Consider the following 21,324-nt stretch of genomic DNA (forward strand, 5'->3'; position numbering starts at 1 on the left):
CCGGAAGGGACAGGAAGCTAGGGTTGATCACACTTCGGGGCGAAACGTATCACAGTTGCAGCCGACGACCCATCACCGATTTATCACAAATTTAACGCGATCCAACTCATTTGTTTTGCAACAAACGCGGCACCTGTGCGGCTGCGTGACTCCAGATCGCAAGCCACACCCCAAGCCGCGTCAGCAGCCCGCGCCGATCAGCCTCGAATTTACGAAAATAGCGCCACAATCCACGATGTTTGTGCCATTCCACGAAGAACGGCCGCGCGCGGCTGGAGACCCCGCGTACGTGTAGCACATGCAGATCATTGGCCACCGCCACCAGCGCACCAGCCTGGCGGGCGCGCCGGCACAGATCCAGGTCTTCAGCATGCAGCCGGTAACTGCCGTCCCAGCCGTCCAGCCGGTCGAACAGGCTGCGCTGCATCAGCATCAACGCCCCGGAGATCGCATCCACCGGCTGCAAGGCCCGCGACGGATCGGCCGGCACCGCCAGATTGGCGGCGGCGCGCGGCGCGCGCAGCATCGCGGCAAAGTCCGGGTCGCGGCGGCGCACAGCCGCATCAGGGCGCCCCTGCTCATCCACCTGCTCCACCCCCAACAGCACCGCCGGATGCCCCGCTGCCCGGTGGTACAGCTGCAGCAAGGTATCGCGCGCGATCATCAGGTCCGGGTTGATGAAGACCAGCCAGGGCGCCTGCGAATCGCGCGCGCCCTGGTTGCAGGCAGTCGCAAAACCAGGGTTATCGGGATTGGCGATGAAATGCAGCCGCGCATCGGCCAAGGCATGACGCTGCACCACTTCCAGGGTGTCGTCGCTGGAAGCGTTGTCGACCACCCGGATCTCGCTGATGCCCTCGGCCGCGCGCAATCGCGACAGGCACGCATCGATGGTGCTGCTGCTTTCATAGGTGACGACGACGGCGGCGATCTGGACGGGAGTCATCCGGCCATTATCCGGTGCCGGAGCGGCGCAGCGCCATCGTGGGTTCGCAATGCACGCTGCGCGACAGGCGCTGCCGCGACTGCATTGCGTCGAGGGCCGGACGCGGGTTGACGTGCGCCACGCTCCCGCTTGCAAGCGGTGCCTGGCGCAAACGCGCGTTGCAGCATGGCGACCCATCGCCGCAAGGCGCATACTGCGCGCCCGGAGCCGCACGCGGTCTCCGTTGCCACACTTTTGTGCGACCGGCAAACCGACTGCGCAGCCAGGCAAGCGCGGGCAGCACTCGATGCATGTACCAGGCGTACATCCGCATCAGAGCGCGTCGCCCGTACGCACCTGATCGCCAGCCGTCTTGCAGGTTTTTTTTGGTGCACTCCCACACCTGATTGTTGAGATGACGGTTAGCGACCTTGCGGTTTCGCGCTGCCTCTTCATTGCCTGCATCGCCGCGCCCTGATGGCCGATGCGATGCGGCAACGGCCCGGCAGCGCCGTTCTTGTCCTCGACGGCGCGCGCGCCGCGTCCGCCGCCGTACTCCTGATCAATTGGTCTATACCACCTACCGACGCAGCACGGTCGCTGCGCCTGTCGGGCGTCGGCCCATGAACGTCCCTCACCAGGTGCATGGCATGAGCCTGGAACTGGCATTGCCGGACTGGCCAGTACTGACCACCGATGAAATCCATCGCGTGCTGCAGCGGTTTGCGGCGGTGGGCCACCTCACTGCGTTGCGCTGGCATAGCGCGCGCCCGTTCTCTGCAGCGGCCTGCGTGGACACGGCAAGTGGCCCGGTCATCGTCAAACGCCACCACCGCAGTGTGCGCAGCGTGGCCGCGCTGCGCGAGGAACACAGCTTCATGGCCCATCTGCGCTGGGCCGGCGCGCCGGTGGTGGAGGTGCTGCACGACGCCCAGGGCCGCACTGCGCTGGCGCACGCCGATTGGGTGTACGAAGTGCAGCGGGTCGGCGCAGGACGCGACCTCTACCGCGATGCGTTGTCGTGGACACCGTTCACCGATGTTGCGCATGCGCGGGCGGCCGGTGCTGCGTTGGCGCAACTGCATCGCGCGGCCCAGGGCTTCGATGCGCCGGCACGCTCCACCAGCATGCTGGTCGCCAATCTGCGATTGTTTGCGCAGGCAGACCCGGTGCAGGCGTTGCACGATGCCTTGCCAACGCGACCGCACCTGGCAACGGCCCTGCAGGACCGCCCCTGGCAACACGATCTGGCCACCCACCTGCTGCCCTGGCATGCGCAGGCATGGCCGCTGCTGTCCGCGCCGGGCGCGCTACCGTCGCTGTGGACCCATGGCGACTGGCATGCGTCCAACCTGCTGTGGGACACCAACGACGGAGCGACCCGCGTCAGCGCCATCTTCGATTTCGGATTGAGCGACTGCAGCAGCGCGCTGTTCGATCTGGCCACCGCGATCGAACGCAACCTCATCCCCTGGTTGCGGCTGGACACCGGCGCACGCGCGCAGGCCGAGCTCGACCAGCTCGACGCGCTGCTGGAGGGCTACGCGCAGCATCGCCCACTGGACGCAAACCACTTGCGCCGCCTGGCCGCATTGCTGCCGATCGTGCATGCCGACTTCGCTTTGAGCGAAATGGAATATTTCGCCGGCATCACGCGTTCGCCCGCCAATGTCGATATCGCCTATCACCGCTATCTGCTCGGCCACGCGGACTGGTTCGCCAGCGCCGATGGTCGGCACCTGCTCGAACACCTGCACGCACGTGCGCGCCGACTGCCGTGAGCACCTTCCCTTCTCTGTCGAGTCTTGCCCAATGTCCGTTGCCCTCCCCCTGCTCTCCCGCTGCCCGCTTGCGCTTACACTGGCGTTTTGCTGCGCCCCTGCACTGGCGCAGCAGCAACCCGGCGCCGATGCAGTCGAACTGGACGCGGTCAACGTGCGTGGCGAAGGTGTGGAGACCAGTACGGCTTTAAGTGGATTTGGCGCCACCCGACTACTGGACGCGCCCGCCTCGATCGCGGTCATCGATCGTGCGCAATTGCTCGATCGTCAGGCGCGCGTACTCAGTGAGGTATTGCGCGCCGATGCCTCCGCCGGCGATGCGTACGCGCCGATCGGCTATTACGAAAACTTCGTGGTGCGCGGCTATTCGCTCAATGCCGCCAACAGCTACCGCATCAACGGCATGAGCGCGGTAGGCGAACAATCGATCGCACTGGAAAACAAGCAGCAGGTGCAATTGCTCAAAGGCCTGGCCGGGCTGCAATCGGGCGTCAACGAACCGGCCGGGCTGATCGACTACCGCACCAAGCGGCCCGAGCACGTGCGCAGCGTCACCCTGGGCACCGACGAACAGGGCTCGCGCTATGTCGCCGCCGATCTGGGCGACTGGTTCGGTGCCGAACGCACGCTGGGGTTACGCGTCAACGCCGCACGCGAAGACATCGACAGCTATGTCGATCATGCCGACGGCTACCGCAATTTCCTGTCGCTGGCCGGCGACTGGAAGATCTCCCCGCAGGCGCTGCTGCAGCTGGACGTGGAATATCAGCACCGGCAACAGCGCTCGGTGCCAGGCTATCAACTGCTGGGCGGCACGCAGGTACCGCGCGATATCGATGTGCACCGCCTGCTCGGCTACCAGCCGTGGGCGCGGCCAGTGGAAATGGATTCGCTCGACGCGCAGCTGCGTTACGCCTACCAGTTCAACGACGACTGGCGCGCCACTACCGAAGCATCGCGCAGTCGTTCGAAGATCAACGATTTCTCCGCATTCGCCTGGGGCTGTTATGGCGCGGCAAGCTGCGCCGACATCGCCACCCCGAACGTCTTCAGCGCGCAGGGCGAGTACGACATCTACGATTACCGTAGCCCCGACGACACCCGCGTGCACGATCAGCTGCGTGCCACGCTCGAAGGCCATGTCGCGACCGGCGCGCTGGAGCATCACCTGAGCATCGGCGGCGAATGGCTGCGCCGCACCATCGACCGTTTTGGTTCGGTCAACGAATTCGTCGGCAGCGGCAGCATCGATCGCGACCCGGACGTGTTCGCGCAGACGGATGTTGCGCTGGATCCCAAGCAGCGTCGTCTGGACAGCCGCCAGCGTGCGCTGCTCATGGCCGACCGGATCGGCCTGGGTGCGCAGTGGGAACTGTCGCTTGGCGCGCGCTATGTGCAACTGGACGAACGCAGCTTCGATCGCGACGGCCAGCTGGAACGACGCACGCGCAAAGACACGGTGCTGCCGCAGGCAGCGCTGTTGTTCAAGCCGCAGCAGAACATGTCGCTGTATGCCAGCTACGCCAAGAGCCTGGCGGCCGGCGGCACGGCGCCGTGGTTTGCCGATAACGCCGACGAGATCCTGCCGCCCACCGATGCGTACCAGCTGGAAACCGGCGCAAAGATCGACCTGCAGGGCCTGCGCCTGGGCGCGGCACTGTTCGACATCCGCCAGGCTTACCAGTTCACCCAACCGCAGGCCGATGGCGGTCTGCTCTACGTGCAGCAGGGTCGCCTGCATAACCGCGGCCTGGAGCTGTCTGCCGACGGCGCAGCGACCCGGCAGCTGCGTCTGTTCGCCAGCGTCGCGGCAATCCGCGCGCGCGCGGAGGACACCGGCATTGGCGAGTACGAAGGCCATCAGGCGATCAACGTGCCCAGGCTGCGCGCCAGCGTGCAGGCCGATTACAGCGTGCCAGGTATCGATGGTCTGGCACTGCTGGGCGGCGTGCAATACAGCGGGCGCAAGTTTGCCGACCGTCTCGGCAACGCCAGCGTGCCGGCCTACACCGTCGCCAACCTGGGTGCCCGCTACGCCACGGCGCTGGGCGGGCTGGCGACTACCTGGCGCTTGAACGTGGACAACGCGTTCGACAAGCGCTATTGGCGCGATTCCGGCGAATATCAGGGCGATGCGTATCTGTTCCCCGGCGCACCACGCACTGCACGGCTGACGGTGCAGGTGGATTTCTAACCTGCACTGTGGGCACACATTGCGCGCCCTGCCGTGCATGCACAGCAATGACGCCCGATGCGCTATTGAGCAGCGTCCAACGCCCACCCAGCAGCGGTGCGAGGTCGCCTGCGGCCTGTGCTCGTGGACGACGATGCGTCGTGTCCTACGTCTGAACTGTATGTCCTTCCCCCCCTCACGCGTCTTACCCCGCACCACGTTGATCCGCACCGCACCAGGTACCGCATGTCGCTGCTCGAATCCATCGCCGTTGTGATCAACCTGCTGGGCGTGTGGCTCACCGCGCGGCGCATCCGCTGGTGCTGGCCGGTGGGCATCGTGGCGGTGGCGTTGTATGCGTGGCTGTTCTACCAGTGGAAGCTGTACTCGGACATGCTGCTGCAAGGAGTCTATGTACTGACCCAGCTCTACGGATGGTGGCACTGGCAACCCGGAACCGCAGCAGACACACGAATACGCCCGCTGCCGATGCCGTCCGCCGAACGCTGGCTCTCGCTGGGCATCGGCGCGGCGTTCGCTGCGACACTCGGCGCCTACATGCATTACCGCACCGATGCGGTGCTGCCGTGGCTGGACGCGGCGCTGGCCAGTTTCAGCCTGGTGGCCAGCGTGTGGGCAGCACGCAAGCGCATCGCCAACTGGGTGTTGTGGATCGTGCTCGACTGCGTCTATGTCGGCGTCTTCATCAGCAAGGGGCTGTACCCCACTGCCGTGCTCTACGCAGGCTTCGTGGCGCTTGCGGTGTACGGCTGGCACAGCTGGAAAACCCAACAGAACCAGAACCTGGCTGTCGCACGCTAAGCCGGTCGCGGTTTGCGAGCGCGTTCTTCTTTACCATCGCAACATGCATGCCTTCCACCTCATTGCCTTGCTCACGCCCTGCGTCTTCCGTCTGCGGTTCGCCGCATGAGCGTGTCGCGCCAACACACCATCACCGAAGCGATCTCCGCGCAAATTTCAGCCGGCGAATGGGGACCGGATCAACGCCTGCCGGTGGAACGCGCATTGGCCGAGCGATTCGCCTGCACCCGCATCACGCTGCGCGAAGCGCTGCAGCAGCTTGAAGCCGAAGGCCGCATCTACCGCGAAAACCGCCGCGGCTGGTTCGTCAGCGCGCCGCGCGTGCGCTACGACCCTACCAGCATCGCCGGTTTCATGCAGTACGTGGCGGCGCAAGGACGCAAGCCGCGCACCGAATTATTGAGCGCCACCCGGCAGGTTGCAGGCACGGCTTACGCCGCGGCGTTGCGACTGGACAGCCCGTACGACGAGGTGTTCGTCCTGCAGCGTCGGCGCTGGATCGACCGCCGCGCAGTCCTGCTGGAAACCAATGTGGTGCTCGCGGCCTGGGCGCCGGGCCTGCTCGAACACGATCTGGCCGGATCGCTGTCGAGCGTGTTCAACCAGCGGCTGGGCCTGTTCCTGAGCCGCGCACAGCTGTCGATGCATCCGGCCGGATTGGACGCGACACAGGCGCTGCTGCTGCAGTCCACTCCCGGCACACCGTGCTTTCGGCTGCAGCGGATCAGCTTTGCCGAAGACGGCCGCGCGGTAGAGCTGGATATCGAATCCTGGCGCCACGACGCATTGGATGTGGTGGTGCGGACCGAGGCGCCGACGCGGTCTGCTTTTTAGGGTCGGGAATCGGGAATCGTTGAGGAGCCTGCCGCATTGCTGCGTTCGTGGTACGCGCGGCTTTGCTGCCGCCTCGGTGTCATCAACAGCGGATTCGAAACTGCTCGATAGCCGGATGAGGTGTTCGGCCAGAACGCATCGGTGAGGTGCTGCGGCGGGCATCGACGAGGCGCGACCGTCGAGCGAGCGGTGGTTGCGTCTTTTGCTCGATGGCAGACATCACGACATCGATCCGGTAACGCGACAAGCGCGATCGCGAGACGAGGCAAGTGCGGCAGCGGAGTGGAACCTGCAGTTGCCAGGTGGGCATGGTCGGATGACAAACGCCTTCGTGCATGCGTGATCCATGTCAATCCCGGACGATAGCCGCGCGCCTGGCGGCGCGCAGGTCTCGTCGGCGGCGACGCTAGGCCTCGAACAAGGCGCGTTGCAGGTCCGGTGGCGGCAGGTGCGCCAGGAGGCGAGTCAGCTGGTCGCGCTGCGCGCGCAACGGGTCGTGCATGAGGAAGTTGGCCAGGCGCGCATGCCAGGCCGGCCAGCGTGTGGCCAGCGCGTCCATGTCGCCTTCGGCCGGGCGGCCTTCGTGCGGGGAGGCAACGAAGGCGGTCTCGCACAACACGTTACGCCAGCCCAGCCCAGCCATGCGCAGGCTCAAGTCCACCAGTGCCGCGTACCACGAGCCGTAACTGCTGGCGTCAAGGCCACCGGCCTTGCGCCGCGCGGTTCCGCGCAACAGCACCGCGTGCCCGATCGCCGACGGCAGTTCCGGGTGCAGCGGCGGCATCGCAGCACAGGCAGCCGCAAGCCGCTCGGGCGCATCCGGCATCGGGTTGAGTTCGCCCAGCCGCGGCCAGCTGCAGGCCTCGCCCACATTGCTCCATGGCGTGGCGGTGGCGATCGCGGCATCGCGTGCAAAACACGCGGTCAGCTGCCGCAACCATCCGGGCAACGGGCAGGCATCCAAGCCCAGCACCACCACGTCGGCATCGCCGCAGGCGCTGAGCATTTCGTCCAGATGCGCTACCTCGCCCAGCATGCGCTGGCGACGGGTGTGATGGGCCTGCAACTGCGTGCGCGCCAGCCAATGTTCGATCACTGCGCGCCCACGCGGGCCGGCCTGCGCATCATCGGCCAGCCAGACGCGTGTTCCTGCGGGCGTGGCCGCATCCAATGCGCCCAGGCACGCATCCAGCGCCTCGTCGTCGGTGCCGACTGAGAGCAAGACGATTGGGGGCATCCACGCTCCACGCGGACTGAAAACTATAAAGATTTTTTTGCAGGAATTACATTCTACGGGTAAGGAACCCACTTTTGACAAGTGTAGGCCGCAGTAACCTCATACCAATTTGGGTCGTAAAAATTTGGCCGCTTGGATTGATACCCAACAAACACACACTTGCTATAAAGCAAGCGAGTAGCCTCATTCAATGCATTTGCTTGCGCCATTTTTAAAGCCGATTCGATCGTAGAATATCTCGCGGTACCGTAAAAGTCAGCATATACTATCGACTCACCTGATGCAGCACCACTAAAAGCACACATTCCAACAAAAATCGCGAGAAATTTCTTTTTACTTCCATTAATATTCTTCACAAAGATCCTTTTTATTAGTATTACACGACGGTCAATGTTATTTTCCATCCCGACTTATCGGTTGCATTGCCCTGAATTTCTTGGCGTATTCATCCGTCAAATCGCGACTCTCCTTTGGATTACGCACAATTGAAGGTGTGATAAGGACAATAACCTCACGACGATCCGTATTCTGTGTCTTACGTCCAAAAAGAGCACCTACGATGGGCAACTTACTGAGGAATGGTACTCCCACGCTACCATTCGTCGTGCTGTCATCAATCAGGCCGGCTAGCATCATAGTGTCGCCGCTCTGTACCGCAGCTTCGGTTTTGACACGGCGCGTGTTGATATCGACGTTACAAGCAGCGCTGTTGACGGTCGTAGTGGTTGCCGCCGTACACGCTGCTGGTCGTGCTCCGGGCGTACTTATTTCCTGCACGATGTCCAGAAATACCATGCCGTCCTTGGTGACGCGCGGACGCACCTTCAGAATCACACCTGTATCGATGTATTGCACCGACGAGTAACTGCTATCGCTGCCCAGCCCTGTGTTGATTGAGGTGGAATTGATCGGGATACGCGAGCCCACGTTGAGCGTGGCTTCTGCGTTGTTTCGCACGAATACCGAGGGCGTCTGCAGCAGACGTACGTTGCTCACGGTATCCAGCGCACTGATGATTGCCGCTGCATTCTTGCCAAGGAACGTCCAGGCAACGCCGCCATCGGTTACGCGACCGGCGATATCACCCCAGATATTGCGGCCCGCAGCCGATGGCAGGGCAGGTCCGCCACTGCCATCGGCATTGAACGGTGTTGTCACAGCATTCTCGAAATACCAATTGACGCCGTAACTCAGCGCGCCAGTCAGATTGACCTCGGCCACCTGCGCTTCGATATGCACCTGCATCGGCATCACGTCGAGCTTCTCGATCACGTCGCGGATCGAGCTCCACGCCTGCGGCGTGGAGCGCACCAGCAGGGTATTGGTCTCGGCCACCGCCGAGACACCCACCTTGTCGCCGGCCACTTCCAGCGTCACCGCGCCGTTGCCATTGCTGCGCGGCGACAGCTGCAGGCTGCCGTTACCCAGACCACCACTGCTGCTGCCACTTCCGCTGCTGCCGAAACTGCTGCCCGACGAACTGCCATCGCCGCTGTCGCCGATGCTGCCGCCGGTCATGCCGGAGCTGCTGCCCAGGCTGCTGTCGCGATTGCCGAGCGTGCCGCCAAGCACGCTGGTTTCCGACCCCGGCGCCAGCGACGCATTGGAATCGCCACCGTTGCTGCGGCCGCCGAACACTTCAGAAAGACGATCGGCCAGATCCTTGGCCTTGATGTACTTCAGCTCGTAGGAGAACAGCCGCACGCCGCCACCGGCACTGTCGATACGGTCCAGCCACTGCTGGATCTGATCCAGATAACGCGGCTGCGGGGTGATCACCAGCACCGCGTTGGCGTTTTCCAGCGGCATGAAACGGAACATGCCGGCGCTGGGGGTCTTGCTCTGCTCGCCGAAGACCTTTTCCAGATCGGCAGAGACTTTTTCGGCCTTGCCGGACTGGATCGGAAACACGCCCACCGACATGCCCGACAACCAGTCCACGTCGAAGATCTGCACGGTGCGCAGATAGTTTTCCAGCTCGGCGCGGGTGCCGCCCAGGGTGATCACATTGCGCGCCGGATCGGTGCCGACGATGGCATTCGGGCGTGCGTACGGCTCCAGCACCTTCTTCATCTCGCTGGCGGAAATGAACTTCAACGGCACCACGCGCACCTCGAAACCGCGTGCGGCCGATGGCGATGCGGTGCTGGGCGCCACGGTGCCGGCCAGCGCCTGGTCGGCCGGCACGATGTTGTAGCGGCCACCGCTGAACACCATGCGGGCGTTGTTCCAGCCCAGCACCATTTCCAACAGATTCAGGGCCTGCGCCGGCGACACCGGATTGGGCGTGGCCAAGGTCACGGTGCCCTGCACGCCCGGCGCGATGACGTAGTTCTGGCCGAGCATGTCGCCCAGGATCGCCTTGACCACCGCCTGCAGCGATTCGCCTTCGAAATTGAAGGTGGCGCTGCCGCTGCTGGCCATGCCCAGCGTGGGCGCCGGCGCGGACGCGGCGCCCTGGTTGATCATGGTGCCGCTGCCGCGCCGGATCACCGGACTGGGCTTGGCGTTGGCATCGCCGTCGGCGCGCTGCTCGGCGGGGGTCCGGGTGGCGCCGGCAGCACCGACTTGCGGATCCAGGCGCGCGTTGCGGCGCACGTCCGGCGGCGGAGTGGTGGCGCAACCGGCCAGCAGGCCAATCAGCAGGGACACGGGAAACAGGCGCGGCGTCATGCGTTCACTCATTGGGTCTGACCGGGGGTAGAGCCGCTCTGGCGCTGCTGTTGCAGCTGGCGGCGTCGGGCTTCGATGCGTTCGCGGATGGCACGCATCTGATCGTCGGAGGGGCGTGGTGCTTCCTGCGCGCCATCGCTGCGCTGCGGCGGCACGGTTGGCGGTGCCTGCCCGCCGGGCTGTTGTACCGGCGCGACAGGTTGCGGTTGCGGCGGCTGCGGCGGGGCAAGTGCGGCAGCGTCGGGGGACGGTACCGGCGGGGCGGCAGGGGCGGCACCCCGTGCGGCGGCATTGGCGGTGGGCGGCTGCCCGCCCTGGCCGTTGAACACGTGCAATTCCAGGGTTTGCGTGCCGCTGGGGCCTTCGACGGTTGCGCTACGCGGCTGCAGGGCGAGCAGGCGCCAGCCCTTCACCGCCTCGCCGCCCAGCTGCACGCGCACCGAATCCTGCGGGTCCAGGGTCAACGTCGCCATCTTGAAGTTGTCCGTCAGCAGCACGCCGGTCAGGCGCACTGTCGAAGCGGCATTGCCGCCATCGTTGCCGGACAGGAAGAACGGATGCGGCAGGCGGTCCTCGGCAAACGCGGGATGCGCGGCGATTTCCGAATATTTCTCGAATGCGCCCAGGCGCTCCGGCGCCGGTGCCGGCAACGTGGGCAGACGCTGCACCAGCGCCGGGTCGTCGGGCAGCAGCTCCACGCGCTTGCCCAGGCCAGCGACGGCCAGCACGCAGACCAGCAGTGCCCAACCGACCACGGTGGCCAGCAGCCAGGTGCGCAGGCCGATCATGTCAAGGCGCATTGCTGGCCTCCGCGGCGTTGGGGGCAGCAGGCGCGGCCTCGTTGTTCAGCGGCGCGGCGCTGGCGCCCGGGCGCAGATAGCCGGCCAGTTCGAAAGCGATATCCAGCCCGTTGCCGCTTTCATTGGGCGAGAGCTGGTAGCGCTGCGCCATCACGTTGAGGTTGTCCACGAACAAGCGCGGCGTGCCGTTTTCCAGGCTGTACAGCACCGAGGCCAGTTCTGGGGTGCCGCAGCGTAAACGCACCTGCACCGCCACGCGGGTGAAGCGGTTCTTGCTCTCCGGCTGCAACGGCGAGCGGTTGCTGATGGCGCAGCTGCGGTTGCCAGGACTGGCCTCCACCACCGCCCGTTCCAGCCGCTGCACCAGCCCCGCGGAGGCGAGTTCGGCCGAGGTTTCCGGCAGGAAGCCCGGGCGGCTTTCCAGCGTCTGGCGCGCCTGCCGCAGCCGCTTGCTGACTTCCGGCGCCTGCTGCAATTGCACGCGCACGCGCAGTTCGCGTTCGCGCAGCGCTTGCAGGTCGTCCTGCACCGCGATCATCGGTTGGGTGAACCACGGGTGCACCAGCACCAGGTAGGCCACGCCGATCACCAGCAGCAGCAGGCCCAAAGCGATCCAGCGATCGCGCTTAACGCTGCGTGGCATCGGCCGCCTCCTTCGCATCGGGGCCGGCAAGCTCGGCGGTGATGGTGAAGCGGTCGACATTCCGGCCGGCATCGCTCTGCAGCACGCCGGTCAGCGACGGCGTACGCCACAACGGCGAGCCTTCCAGACGACGCACCAGCGAAGAGGCTTCGTTGCTCAATCCGATCAACTGCAGTTGCCCGCCTTCGACCGAAAATTTTTCCAGATACGTACCACCAGGCAGGCGCCGGCTCAGTTCGTCCCAGATTTCGACCGAGGTGGGGCGGGTGGCGCGTTGCTGCTGGAAGAAGCGCGCGCCTTCGACCAGGTCCAGCAATTGCTGCCGTTCGGCAGCGACCTGCCGCGCGCGCGCGGCATTGGCCTGCACCCTGGCGCGCAGATCGTCGGCGGCCTGGCGGCGGTTGTCGAGCAGCAGCCAGCCGGCAACTGCCAGCAGCACCAGCGCAGAGGCGGCCAGCAACAGATTCCAGCGCTGCATCGGGTCGCTGCGACGCAGGCGGCGCGCAGGCGGCAGCAGGTTCACGCCCAACGGAAGGCCGCTGGCGTCGGTCACGTCGATGCCCGACAGCGCACTGTTCCATGCGTCCGGCACGCCGGCCGGGCCATCGATCATGCGTCGCGGCACCACCACCAGTTCGGCATCGAGCTGGCCGTCTTCGCGCACATCGAGCACGCGCGCATCGAAATACACCTGGTCGGCGGTGAACGGAGTTTGCCGATCGATCTCGAAACGCGCCACGTCCTGCAGGCGCGCCGCTGCCGCTGCGGGCAGCCGCAATGGCCGGCGCAACGCATGCGCGGCCGGCAACAGCCAATGCCGCGGCAGGGCTTCAAGCGCGGTCGGCAGCACGTCGTTGACTTCCTGCGGATGCACCGGCCACGGCAGGCTGGCGACGGTATCGCAGCTGTGATCGCGCTGGCGCAGCAACTGCAGCGTGTTGCCGTCCTGTTGCAACAACAGGCGTGCCTGCGACAGACCCAACTGCCACTGCCACCGCTGCGGCAGCCAGGCCAGCAGCGATTGTTGCCACCAACGCCAGAAACCTCCGGCCCCCGGCATGGCGCGTACGCCGATACGCCCCAAGGTATCCCGCCATGCGGTCATTGCACTGCTGCTCCCTCTTCCCAACGCAACACGGTATAGGCCGACCCTGGTAATGCAGACGCGCTGGTCGACACCACCGCCCGCAACACGGCCTCGCGTCCCTGACTCAGTCGCGCCCGGCTCTCGATACTATAAGTGCCCGAGCCACCGACCGTCGCCTCGCTGCCCGGCAAACCCAGCGGCGCGTCACGCTGGGCCAGCAGTTGCTGCGCGTCCAGCCCCATCGCGGTGAGCACCGGGGCGGGCGCAAACCGCGCTTCAGGCCGCGAACGACCGCTGTACAGCGTGACGTTGGGCAACAGCTTGCGATACAGCTCGCCATCGATGCCCAGCACCAGGCGCAGTTCGCCCAGGGTTTCGAATGGACTGTCTTTTGCGCCATACGGTAGCCCGGCATCGGCGTAGTCGCGATCTTCCGCGCCACCGCCGGGCTGGCTCAATGAATCGCCATCGCGCCAATCGGCGATGGCACCGGCGATGCGCCCGGCACTGGCCTGCTCGCCGCCCACCGCGCGCACCAGACCGGCCAGCAAGGTGGGCTCGGCCATGTTCAGATCCACCTTGCCGCTTTCATCGGTGATACGAATCTCCACGCTGGCATCGTCCATCTGCCAGCGATAGCGCCGGCCGTCCGGGCGCCAGCGTGCCTGGGTGTCGGCATCTTGCAAGCGAAACAACGCGTATTCCAGGCCAGAGCGCGCGTACTCCTGCGCCTGCGCACCGTTGCGCAGCATGCTGCCCTGCAGCGCTTCAACACGTGCGGTGAGCGCAAACGCACCGATCATCGCGGTGAGCAACGCAATCAACCACAACACCAGCACCAGCGCGGCACCGCGCGCGCGACTCATTGCCCTGCCCCCGGGTTGCTGGATTGCGGCAACGCCACCACCATCGGCGGCCATGCGGCGCCGTCACTGCGGATGTCGATGCGCACCATCAGCGGTAGACGGTCGTGCCATTCCCACTGCGGCAGCCACGCGCTCAGGCGCCCGCTTTGCGGATCCATGCCGCGATACCGAAAACTCGCCTGCTGCACGCCTTGAGCGAGTGTCTCCGGCGGCAGCGGGCTGCTTTCTTCGATCGGCTTGCCGGACTGCAGCATGGTCAACGCAATCAGCAGGTTGCGCCGATCGCCATCGCCGGCCACCGACACGTCGTGCAGGTACGGCCCGCCGCGGCCCAGGTAATCGGGCACGTCTGCGGCAAAGCGCAGGCGTTGCGGCTCGCCGATGAACAGGATCGGCTGCTGACTTTGCGTATCGATGCCCATGGCGATCGGCAATGCTGCGGCCAGGCGCCGTCGCAGGAATTCTTCCACCGCACGCACGCGCTCGCTGCGCTGTGCGATCGCTTCGCCGCGCTGACTCACCGCACTGGCCGAGCGCAAGGTGGCAAACGCCAACGCCAACCCACCGACCAGCAACATCGTGGCCAGCAGCACTTCGATCAAGGTGAAGCCTGCGCTGCGCGAACGGCTCATGGCGCGCTGCCCTGCATGTTGGCCGCCACCAGCCGCAACGTGCGCCATTGCAGCATCTGATTGGGCTGCTCGCCCCAACGTACCACCAAGGTCAATTGCAGCAGACGGTGCGCGCCGGGCGACATCGGCGCCTGCGGGTTGCGCCGCGGTTCGTCGTAGGGGCGCACTTCCATCGACCAGCGAAAGTGGCCGTTTTCGAACGTGCCGTGTTGCTGCCCGGGCTCCAGCTGCTTGTCGATGCCCTGCACGGCCAGCAGCGATTGCGCGTGCAAGGTGGCGCGCGTGCTTTCATCGGCCGCGCGCACCTGGCGTGCAGCACCGGACAACGACCCGAGCAACAGGCTCAACGCCAACGCCAGCAATGCGAAGGCAACGATCACTTCGATCAGGGTGTAACCGCGCTGACGCTTCATGGCGCCGGCGTCCGCAATGGGCCCGAGCGCACCTCGCCGGTGATCCAACCCACGTCCACGCGCCATCTGGCGTCCTTGACCTGCAGATCGATACGCCCGCCGGTAGAAGCGCCATCCGGAAAGAACTGGATCGCGCCCTGATCCTGCCGCGATTGCACCTGGCGCGCGCCGGTGAAGCGCACTTCCAGCGACGGCGGCAGATCGCCATGATGGCCGCCGGGTGCTTCCCAGCGCCGCTGCTGCGGGTCGATCAGAAACCGCTGCGGCGTGCCGGTGGCAATCGCCTGGGTGCGCGTGTAGCGCAGCTGCGAGGCGATCGCCTTGCCGGCAGTGCGCAAGCGCATGCCGTCGATGCCGCCGTTCAATGCGGCAGCGGCAAGTACGCCGGCCAGTGCGATCAACGCGATCACCAGCAGCATCTCCAGCAACGAGGTGCCACGCGCGCGTGCCCGACCAGGGCCGACCACTCCATGCCGATGACGCAACGGCTGACGCGCAACGCGCATGGCGAGCGCTTATTGGTACTTGATGTCCGCGTCGTAACTGCTGCCGCCGGGCTTGCCGTCCTTGCCCAGGCTGATCAGATCGAACGGCTGACCGTCGCCGGGCGCACGGTATTCGATGGCGTGGCCCCATGGGTCGTTGAGTTCGGCCGGCTTGACGTACGGGCCCAGCCAACCGCTGCTGTCGCCGGGCTGGGTGACCAGGTCATCGAGTTTGCTCGGCAACTTGCCGGTGTCGAGCTGGAAATTCTCGATCTTGCCGGCCAGCGTCTGGATCTGCGACTTGGCCAGATTGGCCTTGCCGCGATCGGCACCGCCAAGCACGCGACTGCCGACCAGCGTGAGCACCGCACCGATCAGCACGATGACGATGATGATTTCCAGCAAGCTCATGCCGGCCTGGCCTGCGCGCGACGGACTGCGGGTGATGGAACGCTTGATCATGAACGATTTCCTTGCACGTCGATGAGGGATGCTGCCGCCAACAGATGACACGGCGGGCATTGCAATGGTTCCCGCTTGGGTGTCGTGCGGTCACCGGAACGTTGTGATGAATACGCTACCCGGCCAAGCGCGCGGTTGGCCGTTGGACGCCGCACGCGCGCGGGATGTGCAGTGTACGAGCGCTCCACGCCGATTCGGACCACAGGCTGTTCTCGCCCGACGCCTGCACCGTTGCACTGACCTGCACTCTCAGCCGATTGCATTGGTAAGGTCATACAGCGGGACGAGGACCGAAATGATGACAAGCCCCACCACCGAGGCCAGCACCAGCGTGATGAACGGCACCAGCGCGGCCAGTGCGCGGTCGATGGCCTGCGCGGTTTCCAGCTCGAAGGTGTCGGCGGTCTTGAGCAGCATCGTGTCCAGTGCGCCGGACTCTTCGCCCACCTGGATCATCTGCAGCGCCAGCCGCGGAAAGCGCTTGCCGCGTGCCAGCGACATCGACAGGCCATGGCCGTTCTTGACGTCGTCGGCCGCATTGGCAACATCCTCCACCAAGGCCAGATTGGACATCACGTTGCGCGCGATGCCGATCGCCGCCAGCAGCGGCACGCCATTGCGCAGCAAGGTGCCCAAGGTGCGCGTCAGGCGTGCGGTTTCCAGCCGGGCGATCAGGCTGCCGACCACCTTCTGGCGCAGCAGCCATTGGTCCAGCGATGCACGGAATGCGGCATTGCGACGCTTGCGATCCAGCCATAGCCCCAGCACGCCCGGCACGACGATCAGCACGATCCACCAGTCGCGCACCAGCAGGCCCACGCTCAACACCGCCTGGGTAAACCACGGCAGCGCCACATCCAGGCTTTCGTACATCTGCGCAAATTGCGGCACCACATAACCGAGCAGGAACAGCAACGCACAGCCCACCACCGCCAGCAGGATCGCCGGGTAGATCAGCGCGTTGATCACCTTGCCCCTCAGCGCGCGGCTGCGCTCCAGATAATCGGCCAGCCGCTGCAGCGTGTCCTGCATGCTGCCGCCGGCTTCGCCCGCGCGCACCATGTTGATGTACAGCTTGGAAAACAGCCCATGCTGGCGCTCGAGTGCGGACGACAATGGCGCACCACCGCGCACGGTATCGCGCACATCGCCGATCACCCGCCGGCTTTTTTCGTCTTCGGGCAGATCCATCAGAATCGACAGCGCACGGTCCAGCGGTTGTCCCGCGCCGATCAACGTCGCCAGTTGCTGGGTGAATTGCACCAGCGCCGCATTGTCGAACGGCTTCTTGCGCAGCAGCATGCGCAGCGACGGCGAATCGTTTTCGCCGGTGGCCAGGCGCGTTTCCACCGGCAGATGGCCCTGTTCCTGCAGACGCAACGCCACCTCGGCATCGCTGGCCGCTTCCATCTGGCCGTCGAGCATTTCGCCGTGGGCGTCGAGCGCTTTGTAGCGGTAGAGGGGCATCAGGCTGGGAGCCCGGGATTGGGGAATCGGGAATCGGGAATCGGGAAAAGCACACCGCTGCGCACTAGCGGCACTGCGCACGTATCATTTTCCACGCACAGCGGGGCCGGCGGGTTGCTGTGCTGGCGGGTCGTTGGTCGAGTGCCTGCTAAGCGCGTTACTGCAACCTTACCGATCACGCATCCTCCGTGACGCGCAGGACTTCTTCGATGGTGGTTTCGCCACGCAGGGCCTTGGACAGCCCGTCCTCGTACATGGTGCGCATGCCGGCCTGGCGGGCCAGTTGTTCGATTTCGCCCATGCCGGCACGGCGCATCACCGCACGGCGCAGTTCGTCGTTCATCACCAGGAATTCGACGATGGTGGTGCGTCCAAGATACCCGGTAGGTGCGGTGGCCGAGGGACGCGGGCGATACAGAAAGATGTCGCCCTCCGGTTGCAGGCGGCGCAGATCGAACTTGGCGATTTCTTCCGGCGAAGCCGCATAGCGCTCGGCATTGGCCAGGTCGAGTTTGCGCACCAGACGCTGCGCCAGGATGCCGTTGATGGTGGAGGTGAGCAGATAATCCTCCACGCCCATGTCGAGCAGACGGGTGATGCCGCCGGCCGCGTTATTGGTGTGCAGCGTGGACAGCACCAGGTGGCCGGTGAGCGCGGACTGGATCGCGATGCGTGCGGTTTCCAGATCGCGCATTTCGCCGATCATGATGATGTCCGGATCCTGACGCACGATGCTGCGCAATGCGTTGGCGAAATCCAGCCCGATCTGCGGCTTGGCCTGGATCTGGTTGATGCCTTCGATCTGGTATTCCACCGGGTCTTCGACGGTGATGATTTTCACATCCGAGGTGTTGAGCTGGCTCAACGCGGTGTACAGCGTGGTGGTCTTGCCCGAACCGGTGGGCCCGGTCACCAGCATGGTGCCGTGCGGTTGCTCCAGCACCTTGCGGAACTGCGGCAAGAAGTCTTCGGTGAAGCCGAGCTTGTAGAAGTCGAACACCACCGTCTCGCGATCGAGCAGGCGCATGACCACGCTTTCGCCATGCGCAGTGGGCACGGTGCTGACGCGCAGATCCAGCTCCTTGCCCTGCACGCGCAGCATGATGCGGCCGTCTTGCGGCAGGCGGCGCTCGGCGATGTTGAGCTTGGCCATGATCTTGATGCGGCTGATGACCGCAGCAGTGAGCTTGGCCGGCGGGCTTTCGCCTTCCACCAGCACGCCGTCCACGCGGTAACGCACCTTGAGGCGGCTTTCGAACGGTTCGATATGGATGTCGGAGGCGCGCAGTTCCACCGCGTGCTGGATCACCAGGTTCACCAGCCGGATCACCGGCGCTTCGGAGGCCAGATCGCGCAGCGCTTCGATGTCGTCGCTACTGTTGGCATCGCCATCGGCGGTTTCGACGATGGTGCCCATCGCACTGCGGCCCTGGCCGTACCAGCGCTCGATCAGGTCATCGATTTCCGAACGCAGGCCCACCTGCAACAGCAACGTGCAGCCGGTGGCAAGACGCACTGCATCGATGGCGTAATCGTCGTAAGGATCGGCGATCCACAGCTCCAGCCGGCCATCGCGCTCGCCGACCGGACACAGATGAAATTGTTTGAGAAAACGCAGCGACAACCCCTGCACTTCGGGCAGCATTTCCGGCGGCGTATCGCCGAGCTGGCGTGCGTCCACCAACGGCAAGCCAAGGACGTCGGCGCAGGTTTCTGCATGATCGCGTTCGGACACCAGACCCAAACGGCCGAGCAAGGCGAGCAACCCCATGCCGGATTCGGCCTGCAATTGGCGCGCGCGCAGCAGATCGGTGTCTTTCAGACGACGGCGTTCAAGCAGCGCATCGACGATGCGCGTCTCCGCACTTCGATGCTCGATTGGATCGACGGCAACCGCGTTCACACTCGTCTCCACTGGTCCGGCGCCGACTGTAGCAGTTTGCCGCGACGATCAACCGCACGCATCTGAATCGCCCTGAAAAACAATGCCCCCGGCGATTGGCCGGGGGCATCGGTCACACTATTTCGCTACTCACTGTCGTGCAACGAGCGTCAGCTTCGCGTAGCTCGCCGCGCCGACCAACTTGATGTAGTAGGTGCCGGCCTTGGGGGCAGTGAAACGCACGGTTTCGCTGTTGCCCGGACGGGTCGACTTGGCGTCGTAGCTGGTTGCGCTGGGCTCGGCCTCAAAGCTGACGTACATCGACACATCGCCGGTGCCGCCGTAGGTCATGAAGCTGAGCACGGCGCCGGCCTTGGCCTCGAAGCTGTATAGCGTGGAGCCGCCGGCGGCACCGCTCAAGCCAGCAACAGGTGCCTTGTTGGTGAGCTCGATGGCGCTCGGCGCGCAGCTCTCGGTGGCCGGGTCGCACGGCTCCTCAAGCACGGCTTCCAGCGCGGCCTTGGCGTCGACGATGCCGCTGCCGATCGGGGTGCTGGCCGGCGGGGTCACCGGGAAGCGGCGGCTGGTCTGCTTGAGCAGGGCTTCGACCGCGGCCGGGGTCAGCGGGCCATCGCCCAGCCCGATGGCTGCGCTCTGCACCAGCGCCACGACGCCAGCCACGTGCGGCGAGGCCATCGAGGTGCCGCCTAGCCCCATATAGGTATAGCTACCCGAGGTCGGCGTGGTCGCACCGGTGTAGCCGGCCTGCCAGATGTAACCGCCCGGGTTGCCGTCCACGCTACCGCCGCCGCCCGGTCCAGAGAGGTCGACCTTGCTGCCGTAGTTGGAGTAGTAGGCGATGCCGCCGGTGATGCGCGTGGCGCCAACGGTGATGGTGTTGTTGCAGCTGGCCGGCGAATGGTTGGCTGCATCTTCGCTGCTGTTGCCGGCTGCAACCACCACGGTGGTGCCGCGCGACACCGCGCTGTTGATCGCCAGCTGGGTGGCCGAATCGCAGGGTTCGCCGCCACCGAGGCTCATGTTGATCACTTCGGCCGGATTGCTGTTGGCCGGCACGCCGTCGACGCTGCCGCCGGAGGCCCACACGATCGCATCGGCGATGTCGGAGGTGTAGCCGCCGCAACGACCGAGCACGCGCACCGGCAGGATGGTCGCCTTCGGCGCGACGCCTGCCATGCCCACGCCGTTATTGGTCGCCTCGGCCACGGTGCCCGAGACATGGGTGCCGTGCCAGGAACTTTCCTGCGCCTGTGAGCCCGCGTAGCAGACGTTGTCGGCCTCTTCCCAGTCGCCATAATCGAGTGCGCCCGGCACGCGCGCATCGGTGGGACGACGCGAGACTTCGGCGTCGGTGATGAAGTCGTAGCCCTGCAGGATGTTGCCGGCGAAATCCGGATGGCCCGGCAGGATGCCGGTATCCAGTACCGCGACCACCACGCCTGCGCCCTGCGACAGATCCCATGCAGCCGGTGCATTGATGCCGCCATTGGGGTTGCTCAGGTGCCACTGGTACTGGGCGTACAGCGGGTCGTTGGGAACCAGCTGCGGGCTCACGTCGGTGGCAGGAACGCTCTTGCTGATGTCGATCGGGCGCAGCATGCGGTCGATCTGCACGTCGGCCACGGATGGGTCGTTCTTGAGCTCGACCACCACCTTGTCCACCTGCGCGGCGGTCAGCGTGCTCGACAGCTTGATCAGGTCCGAGCCGATGCCCAGCTTGCGCACATACGTGGCCTTGGCGGCGGCAGCGCTGCTGCGCGCGCCAGTACCGACGCCAACGCGGCCCACCGCGGCCTGCACGGCGCTCAGCTTGCTGCTGCGATCGGTCGCAGCGGCGGTGCTGTCCTTGTAGCGCACGATCAACCGGCTACCGAACGCTGCGCCGGCCGGGGCTGCCTGGGTCGGTTCCTTGACCAGCAGTTTGGGGGCGGCAGCCAACGTGCCAGACGCACCGAGGGCCATCATCAGGATGGCGCCGGTCAGCGGGTTGAGACGGAAATTCTTGTCGATCACGGTGAAGTCCTCTTCGTATTTTTCGTGAATCAGGCTTGGCGCAGCCGGCGCAATCGCTGCGTAGCCGCGGTGCGGTGCGCTGCGTCCTTGCCGGCTACCCCTGGTACG

The 21,324-nt window shown here is 65.4% G+C and carries 19 protein-coding genes; 4 read left to right on the top strand and 15 right to left on the bottom strand.

Features of this window, described 5'->3' with window-relative positions; genetic code table 11:
- Positions 1-106: 106 nt before the first annotated feature.
- Positions 107-946, bottom strand: a complete 840-nt coding sequence (locus AMD14_RS18235; protein ID WP_011052336.1) for a glycosyltransferase family 2 protein — start codon at positions 944-946, stop codon at positions 107-109.
- A gap of 602 nt (positions 947-1,548) precedes the next feature.
- Between AMD14_RS18235 and AMD14_RS18245 the strand changes: the two genes are divergently transcribed.
- The 4 genes from AMD14_RS18245 (at position 1,549) to AMD14_RS18260 (ending at position 6,535) form a co-directional block, all read left to right on the top strand.
- A complete protein-coding gene (locus AMD14_RS18245) occupies positions 1,549-2,706 on the top strand; it encodes a phosphotransferase enzyme family protein (protein WP_015463596.1) in 1,158 nt (385 codons plus the stop codon).
- Between the two features lie 31 nt (positions 2,707-2,737).
- Positions 2,738-4,900 carry a TonB-dependent receptor gene (locus tag AMD14_RS18250; RefSeq protein ID WP_015463597.1) on the top strand — a complete coding sequence of 721 codons (2,163 nt, stop codon included), beginning with the start codon at positions 2,738-2,740 and terminating at the stop codon, positions 4,898-4,900.
- A 225-nt stretch (positions 4,901-5,125) separates the two neighbouring features.
- Positions 5,126-5,701 carry a nicotinamide riboside transporter PnuC gene (gene pnuC, locus AMD14_RS18255; protein ID WP_004429152.1) on the top strand — a complete coding sequence of 192 codons (576 nt, stop codon included), beginning with the start codon at positions 5,126-5,128 and terminating at the stop codon, positions 5,699-5,701.
- A gap of 105 nt (positions 5,702-5,806) precedes the next feature.
- Positions 5,807-6,535, top strand: a complete 729-nt coding sequence (locus AMD14_RS18260; RefSeq protein WP_005933565.1) for a UTRA domain-containing protein — start codon at positions 5,807-5,809, stop codon at positions 6,533-6,535.
- 406 nt (positions 6,536-6,941) lie between these two features.
- On the opposite strand, the gene AMD14_RS18265 is transcribed toward AMD14_RS18260, so the two are convergent.
- The 14 genes from AMD14_RS18265 to AMD14_RS18325 form a co-directional block, all read right to left on the bottom strand.
- Positions 6,942-7,772 carry a glycosyltransferase family 2 protein gene (locus AMD14_RS18265; RefSeq protein ID WP_015463598.1) on the bottom strand — a complete coding sequence of 277 codons (831 nt, stop codon included), beginning with the start codon at positions 7,770-7,772 and terminating at the stop codon, positions 6,942-6,944.
- 53 nt (positions 7,773-7,825) lie between these two features.
- Positions 7,826-8,176: a hypothetical protein gene (locus tag AMD14_RS24760; protein ID WP_015472687.1), complete on the bottom strand. Its 351-nt coding sequence runs from the start codon at positions 8,174-8,176 to the stop codon at positions 7,826-7,828.
- Entirely contained in the window at positions 8,166-10,457 is a 2,292-nt protein-coding gene (gspD, locus tag AMD14_RS18270) for a type II secretion system secretin GspD (RefSeq protein WP_011052342.1), read from the bottom strand. Before gspD ends, AMD14_RS24760 begins: the two co-directional genes overlap by 11 nt.
- Complete coding sequence (xpsN, locus tag AMD14_RS18275; RefSeq protein ID WP_011052343.1) at positions 10,454-11,245, bottom strand: type II secretion system protein XpsN; 792 nt, start codon at positions 11,243-11,245, stop codon at positions 10,454-10,456. Before xpsN ends, gspD begins: the two co-directional genes overlap by 4 nt.
- Positions 11,235-11,888, bottom strand: a complete 654-nt coding sequence (gene gspM, locus AMD14_RS18280) for a type II secretion system protein GspM (RefSeq protein ID WP_015463600.1) — start codon at positions 11,886-11,888, stop codon at positions 11,235-11,237. Before gspM ends, xpsN begins: the two co-directional genes overlap by 11 nt.
- Positions 11,872-12,993 (bottom strand): PilN domain-containing protein, encoded by a 1,122-nt coding sequence (locus AMD14_RS18285; protein WP_003490492.1) that lies wholly within the window; start codon positions 12,991-12,993, stop codon positions 11,872-11,874. Before AMD14_RS18285 ends, gspM begins: the two co-directional genes overlap by 17 nt.
- Positions 12,990-13,841 (bottom strand): type II secretion system minor pseudopilin, encoded by an 852-nt coding sequence (locus tag AMD14_RS18290; protein WP_003490495.1) that lies wholly within the window; start codon positions 13,839-13,841, stop codon positions 12,990-12,992. Before AMD14_RS18290 ends, AMD14_RS18285 begins: the two co-directional genes overlap by 4 nt.
- Positions 13,838-14,473, bottom strand: a complete 636-nt coding sequence (locus AMD14_RS18295; protein ID WP_011052345.1) for a type II secretion system protein J — start codon at positions 14,471-14,473, stop codon at positions 13,838-13,840. The genes AMD14_RS18290 and AMD14_RS18295 overlap by 4 nt, the downstream gene beginning before the upstream one ends.
- Positions 14,470-14,886: a type II secretion system protein XpsI gene (xpsI, locus tag AMD14_RS18300; protein ID WP_003490498.1), complete on the bottom strand. Its 417-nt coding sequence runs from the start codon at positions 14,884-14,886 to the stop codon at positions 14,470-14,472. Before xpsI ends, AMD14_RS18295 begins: the two co-directional genes overlap by 4 nt.
- Entirely contained in the window at positions 14,883-15,392 is a 510-nt protein-coding gene (xpsH, locus tag AMD14_RS18305; RefSeq protein WP_005920744.1) for a type II secretion system protein XpsH, read from the bottom strand. The genes xpsI and xpsH overlap by 4 nt, the downstream gene beginning before the upstream one ends.
- Before the next feature lie 9 nt (positions 15,393-15,401).
- Positions 15,402-15,833, bottom strand: a complete 432-nt coding sequence (gspG, locus tag AMD14_RS18310) for a type II secretion system major pseudopilin GspG (RefSeq protein WP_011052346.1) — start codon at positions 15,831-15,833, stop codon at positions 15,402-15,404.
- A 249-nt stretch (positions 15,834-16,082) separates the two neighbouring features.
- The gene (gene xpsF / locus AMD14_RS18315; protein WP_003490504.1) at positions 16,083-17,300 is read right to left on the bottom strand and encodes a type II secretion system protein XpsF; all 1,218 of its coding nucleotides are present in this window, start codon (positions 17,298-17,300) and stop codon (positions 16,083-16,085) included.
- Between the two features lie 175 nt (positions 17,301-17,475).
- On the bottom strand, positions 17,476-19,203 hold the full coding sequence (gene gspE, locus AMD14_RS18320) for a type II secretion system ATPase GspE (protein WP_040107669.1): 1,728 nt from the start codon (positions 19,201-19,203) through the stop codon (positions 17,476-17,478).
- A gap of 129 nt (positions 19,204-19,332) precedes the next feature.
- Positions 19,333-21,216: a diffusible signal factor-regulated S8 family serine peptidase gene (locus tag AMD14_RS18325; protein WP_011052349.1), complete on the bottom strand. Its 1,884-nt coding sequence runs from the start codon at positions 21,214-21,216 to the stop codon at positions 19,333-19,335.
- Between the last annotated feature and the right edge of the window lie 108 nt (positions 21,217-21,324).

The organism is Xanthomonas citri pv. citri (assembly GCF_000961215.1).
Lineage (GTDB): Bacteria > Pseudomonadota > Gammaproteobacteria > Xanthomonadales > Xanthomonadaceae > Xanthomonas > Xanthomonas cissicola.

Excerpts from the sequence above, each read along its gene's own strand:
- gspM (WP_015463600.1), bottom strand. The coding sequence starts at position 11,888 with ATGCCACGCAGCGTTAAGCGCGATCGCTGGATCGCTTTGGGCCTGCTG.
- AMD14_RS18285 (WP_003490492.1), bottom strand. The coding sequence starts at position 12,993 with ATGACCGCATGGCGGGATACCTTGGGGCGTATCGGCGTACGCGCCATG.
- AMD14_RS18295 (WP_011052345.1), bottom strand. The coding sequence starts at position 14,473 with ATGAGCCGTTCGCGCAGCGCAGGCTTCACCTTGATCGAAGTGCTGCTG.
- pnuC (WP_004429152.1), top strand. The coding sequence starts at position 5,126 with ATGTCGCTGCTCGAATCCATCGCCGTTGTGATCAACCTGCTGGGCGTG.
- AMD14_RS24760 (WP_015472687.1), bottom strand. The coding sequence starts at position 8,176 with ATGGAAAATAACATTGACCGTCGTGTAATACTAATAAAAAGGATCTTT.
- AMD14_RS18250 (WP_015463597.1), top strand. The coding sequence starts at position 2,738 with ATGTCCGTTGCCCTCCCCCTGCTCTCCCGCTGCCCGCTTGCGCTTACA.
- AMD14_RS18265 (WP_015463598.1), bottom strand. The coding sequence starts at position 7,772 with ATGCCCCCAATCGTCTTGCTCTCAGTCGGCACCGACGACGAGGCGCTG.
- AMD14_RS18245 (WP_015463596.1), top strand. The coding sequence starts at position 1,549 with ATGAACGTCCCTCACCAGGTGCATGGCATGAGCCTGGAACTGGCATTG.
- AMD14_RS18235 (WP_011052336.1), bottom strand. The coding sequence starts at position 946 with ATGACTCCCGTCCAGATCGCCGCCGTCGTCGTCACCTATGAAAGCAGC.
- gspG (WP_011052346.1), bottom strand. The coding sequence starts at position 15,833 with ATGATCAAGCGTTCCATCACCCGCAGTCCGTCGCGCGCAGGCCAGGCC.
- gspD (WP_011052342.1), bottom strand. The coding sequence starts at position 10,457 with ATGAGTGAACGCATGACGCCGCGCCTGTTTCCCGTGTCCCTGCTGATT.
- xpsH (WP_005920744.1), bottom strand. The coding sequence starts at position 15,392 with ATGCGCGTTGCGCGTCAGCCGTTGCGTCATCGGCATGGAGTGGTCGGC.
- xpsF (WP_003490504.1), bottom strand. The coding sequence starts at position 17,300 with ATGCCCCTCTACCGCTACAAAGCGCTCGACGCCCACGGCGAAATGCTC.
- AMD14_RS18260 (WP_005933565.1), top strand. The coding sequence starts at position 5,807 with ATGAGCGTGTCGCGCCAACACACCATCACCGAAGCGATCTCCGCGCAA.
- xpsI (WP_003490498.1), bottom strand. The coding sequence starts at position 14,886 with ATGAAGCGTCAGCGCGGTTACACCCTGATCGAAGTGATCGTTGCCTTC.
- AMD14_RS18290 (WP_003490495.1), bottom strand. The coding sequence starts at position 13,841 with ATGAGTCGCGCGCGCGGTGCCGCGCTGGTGCTGGTGTTGTGGTTGATT.
- xpsN (WP_011052343.1), bottom strand. The coding sequence starts at position 11,245 with ATGCGCCTTGACATGATCGGCCTGCGCACCTGGCTGCTGGCCACCGTG.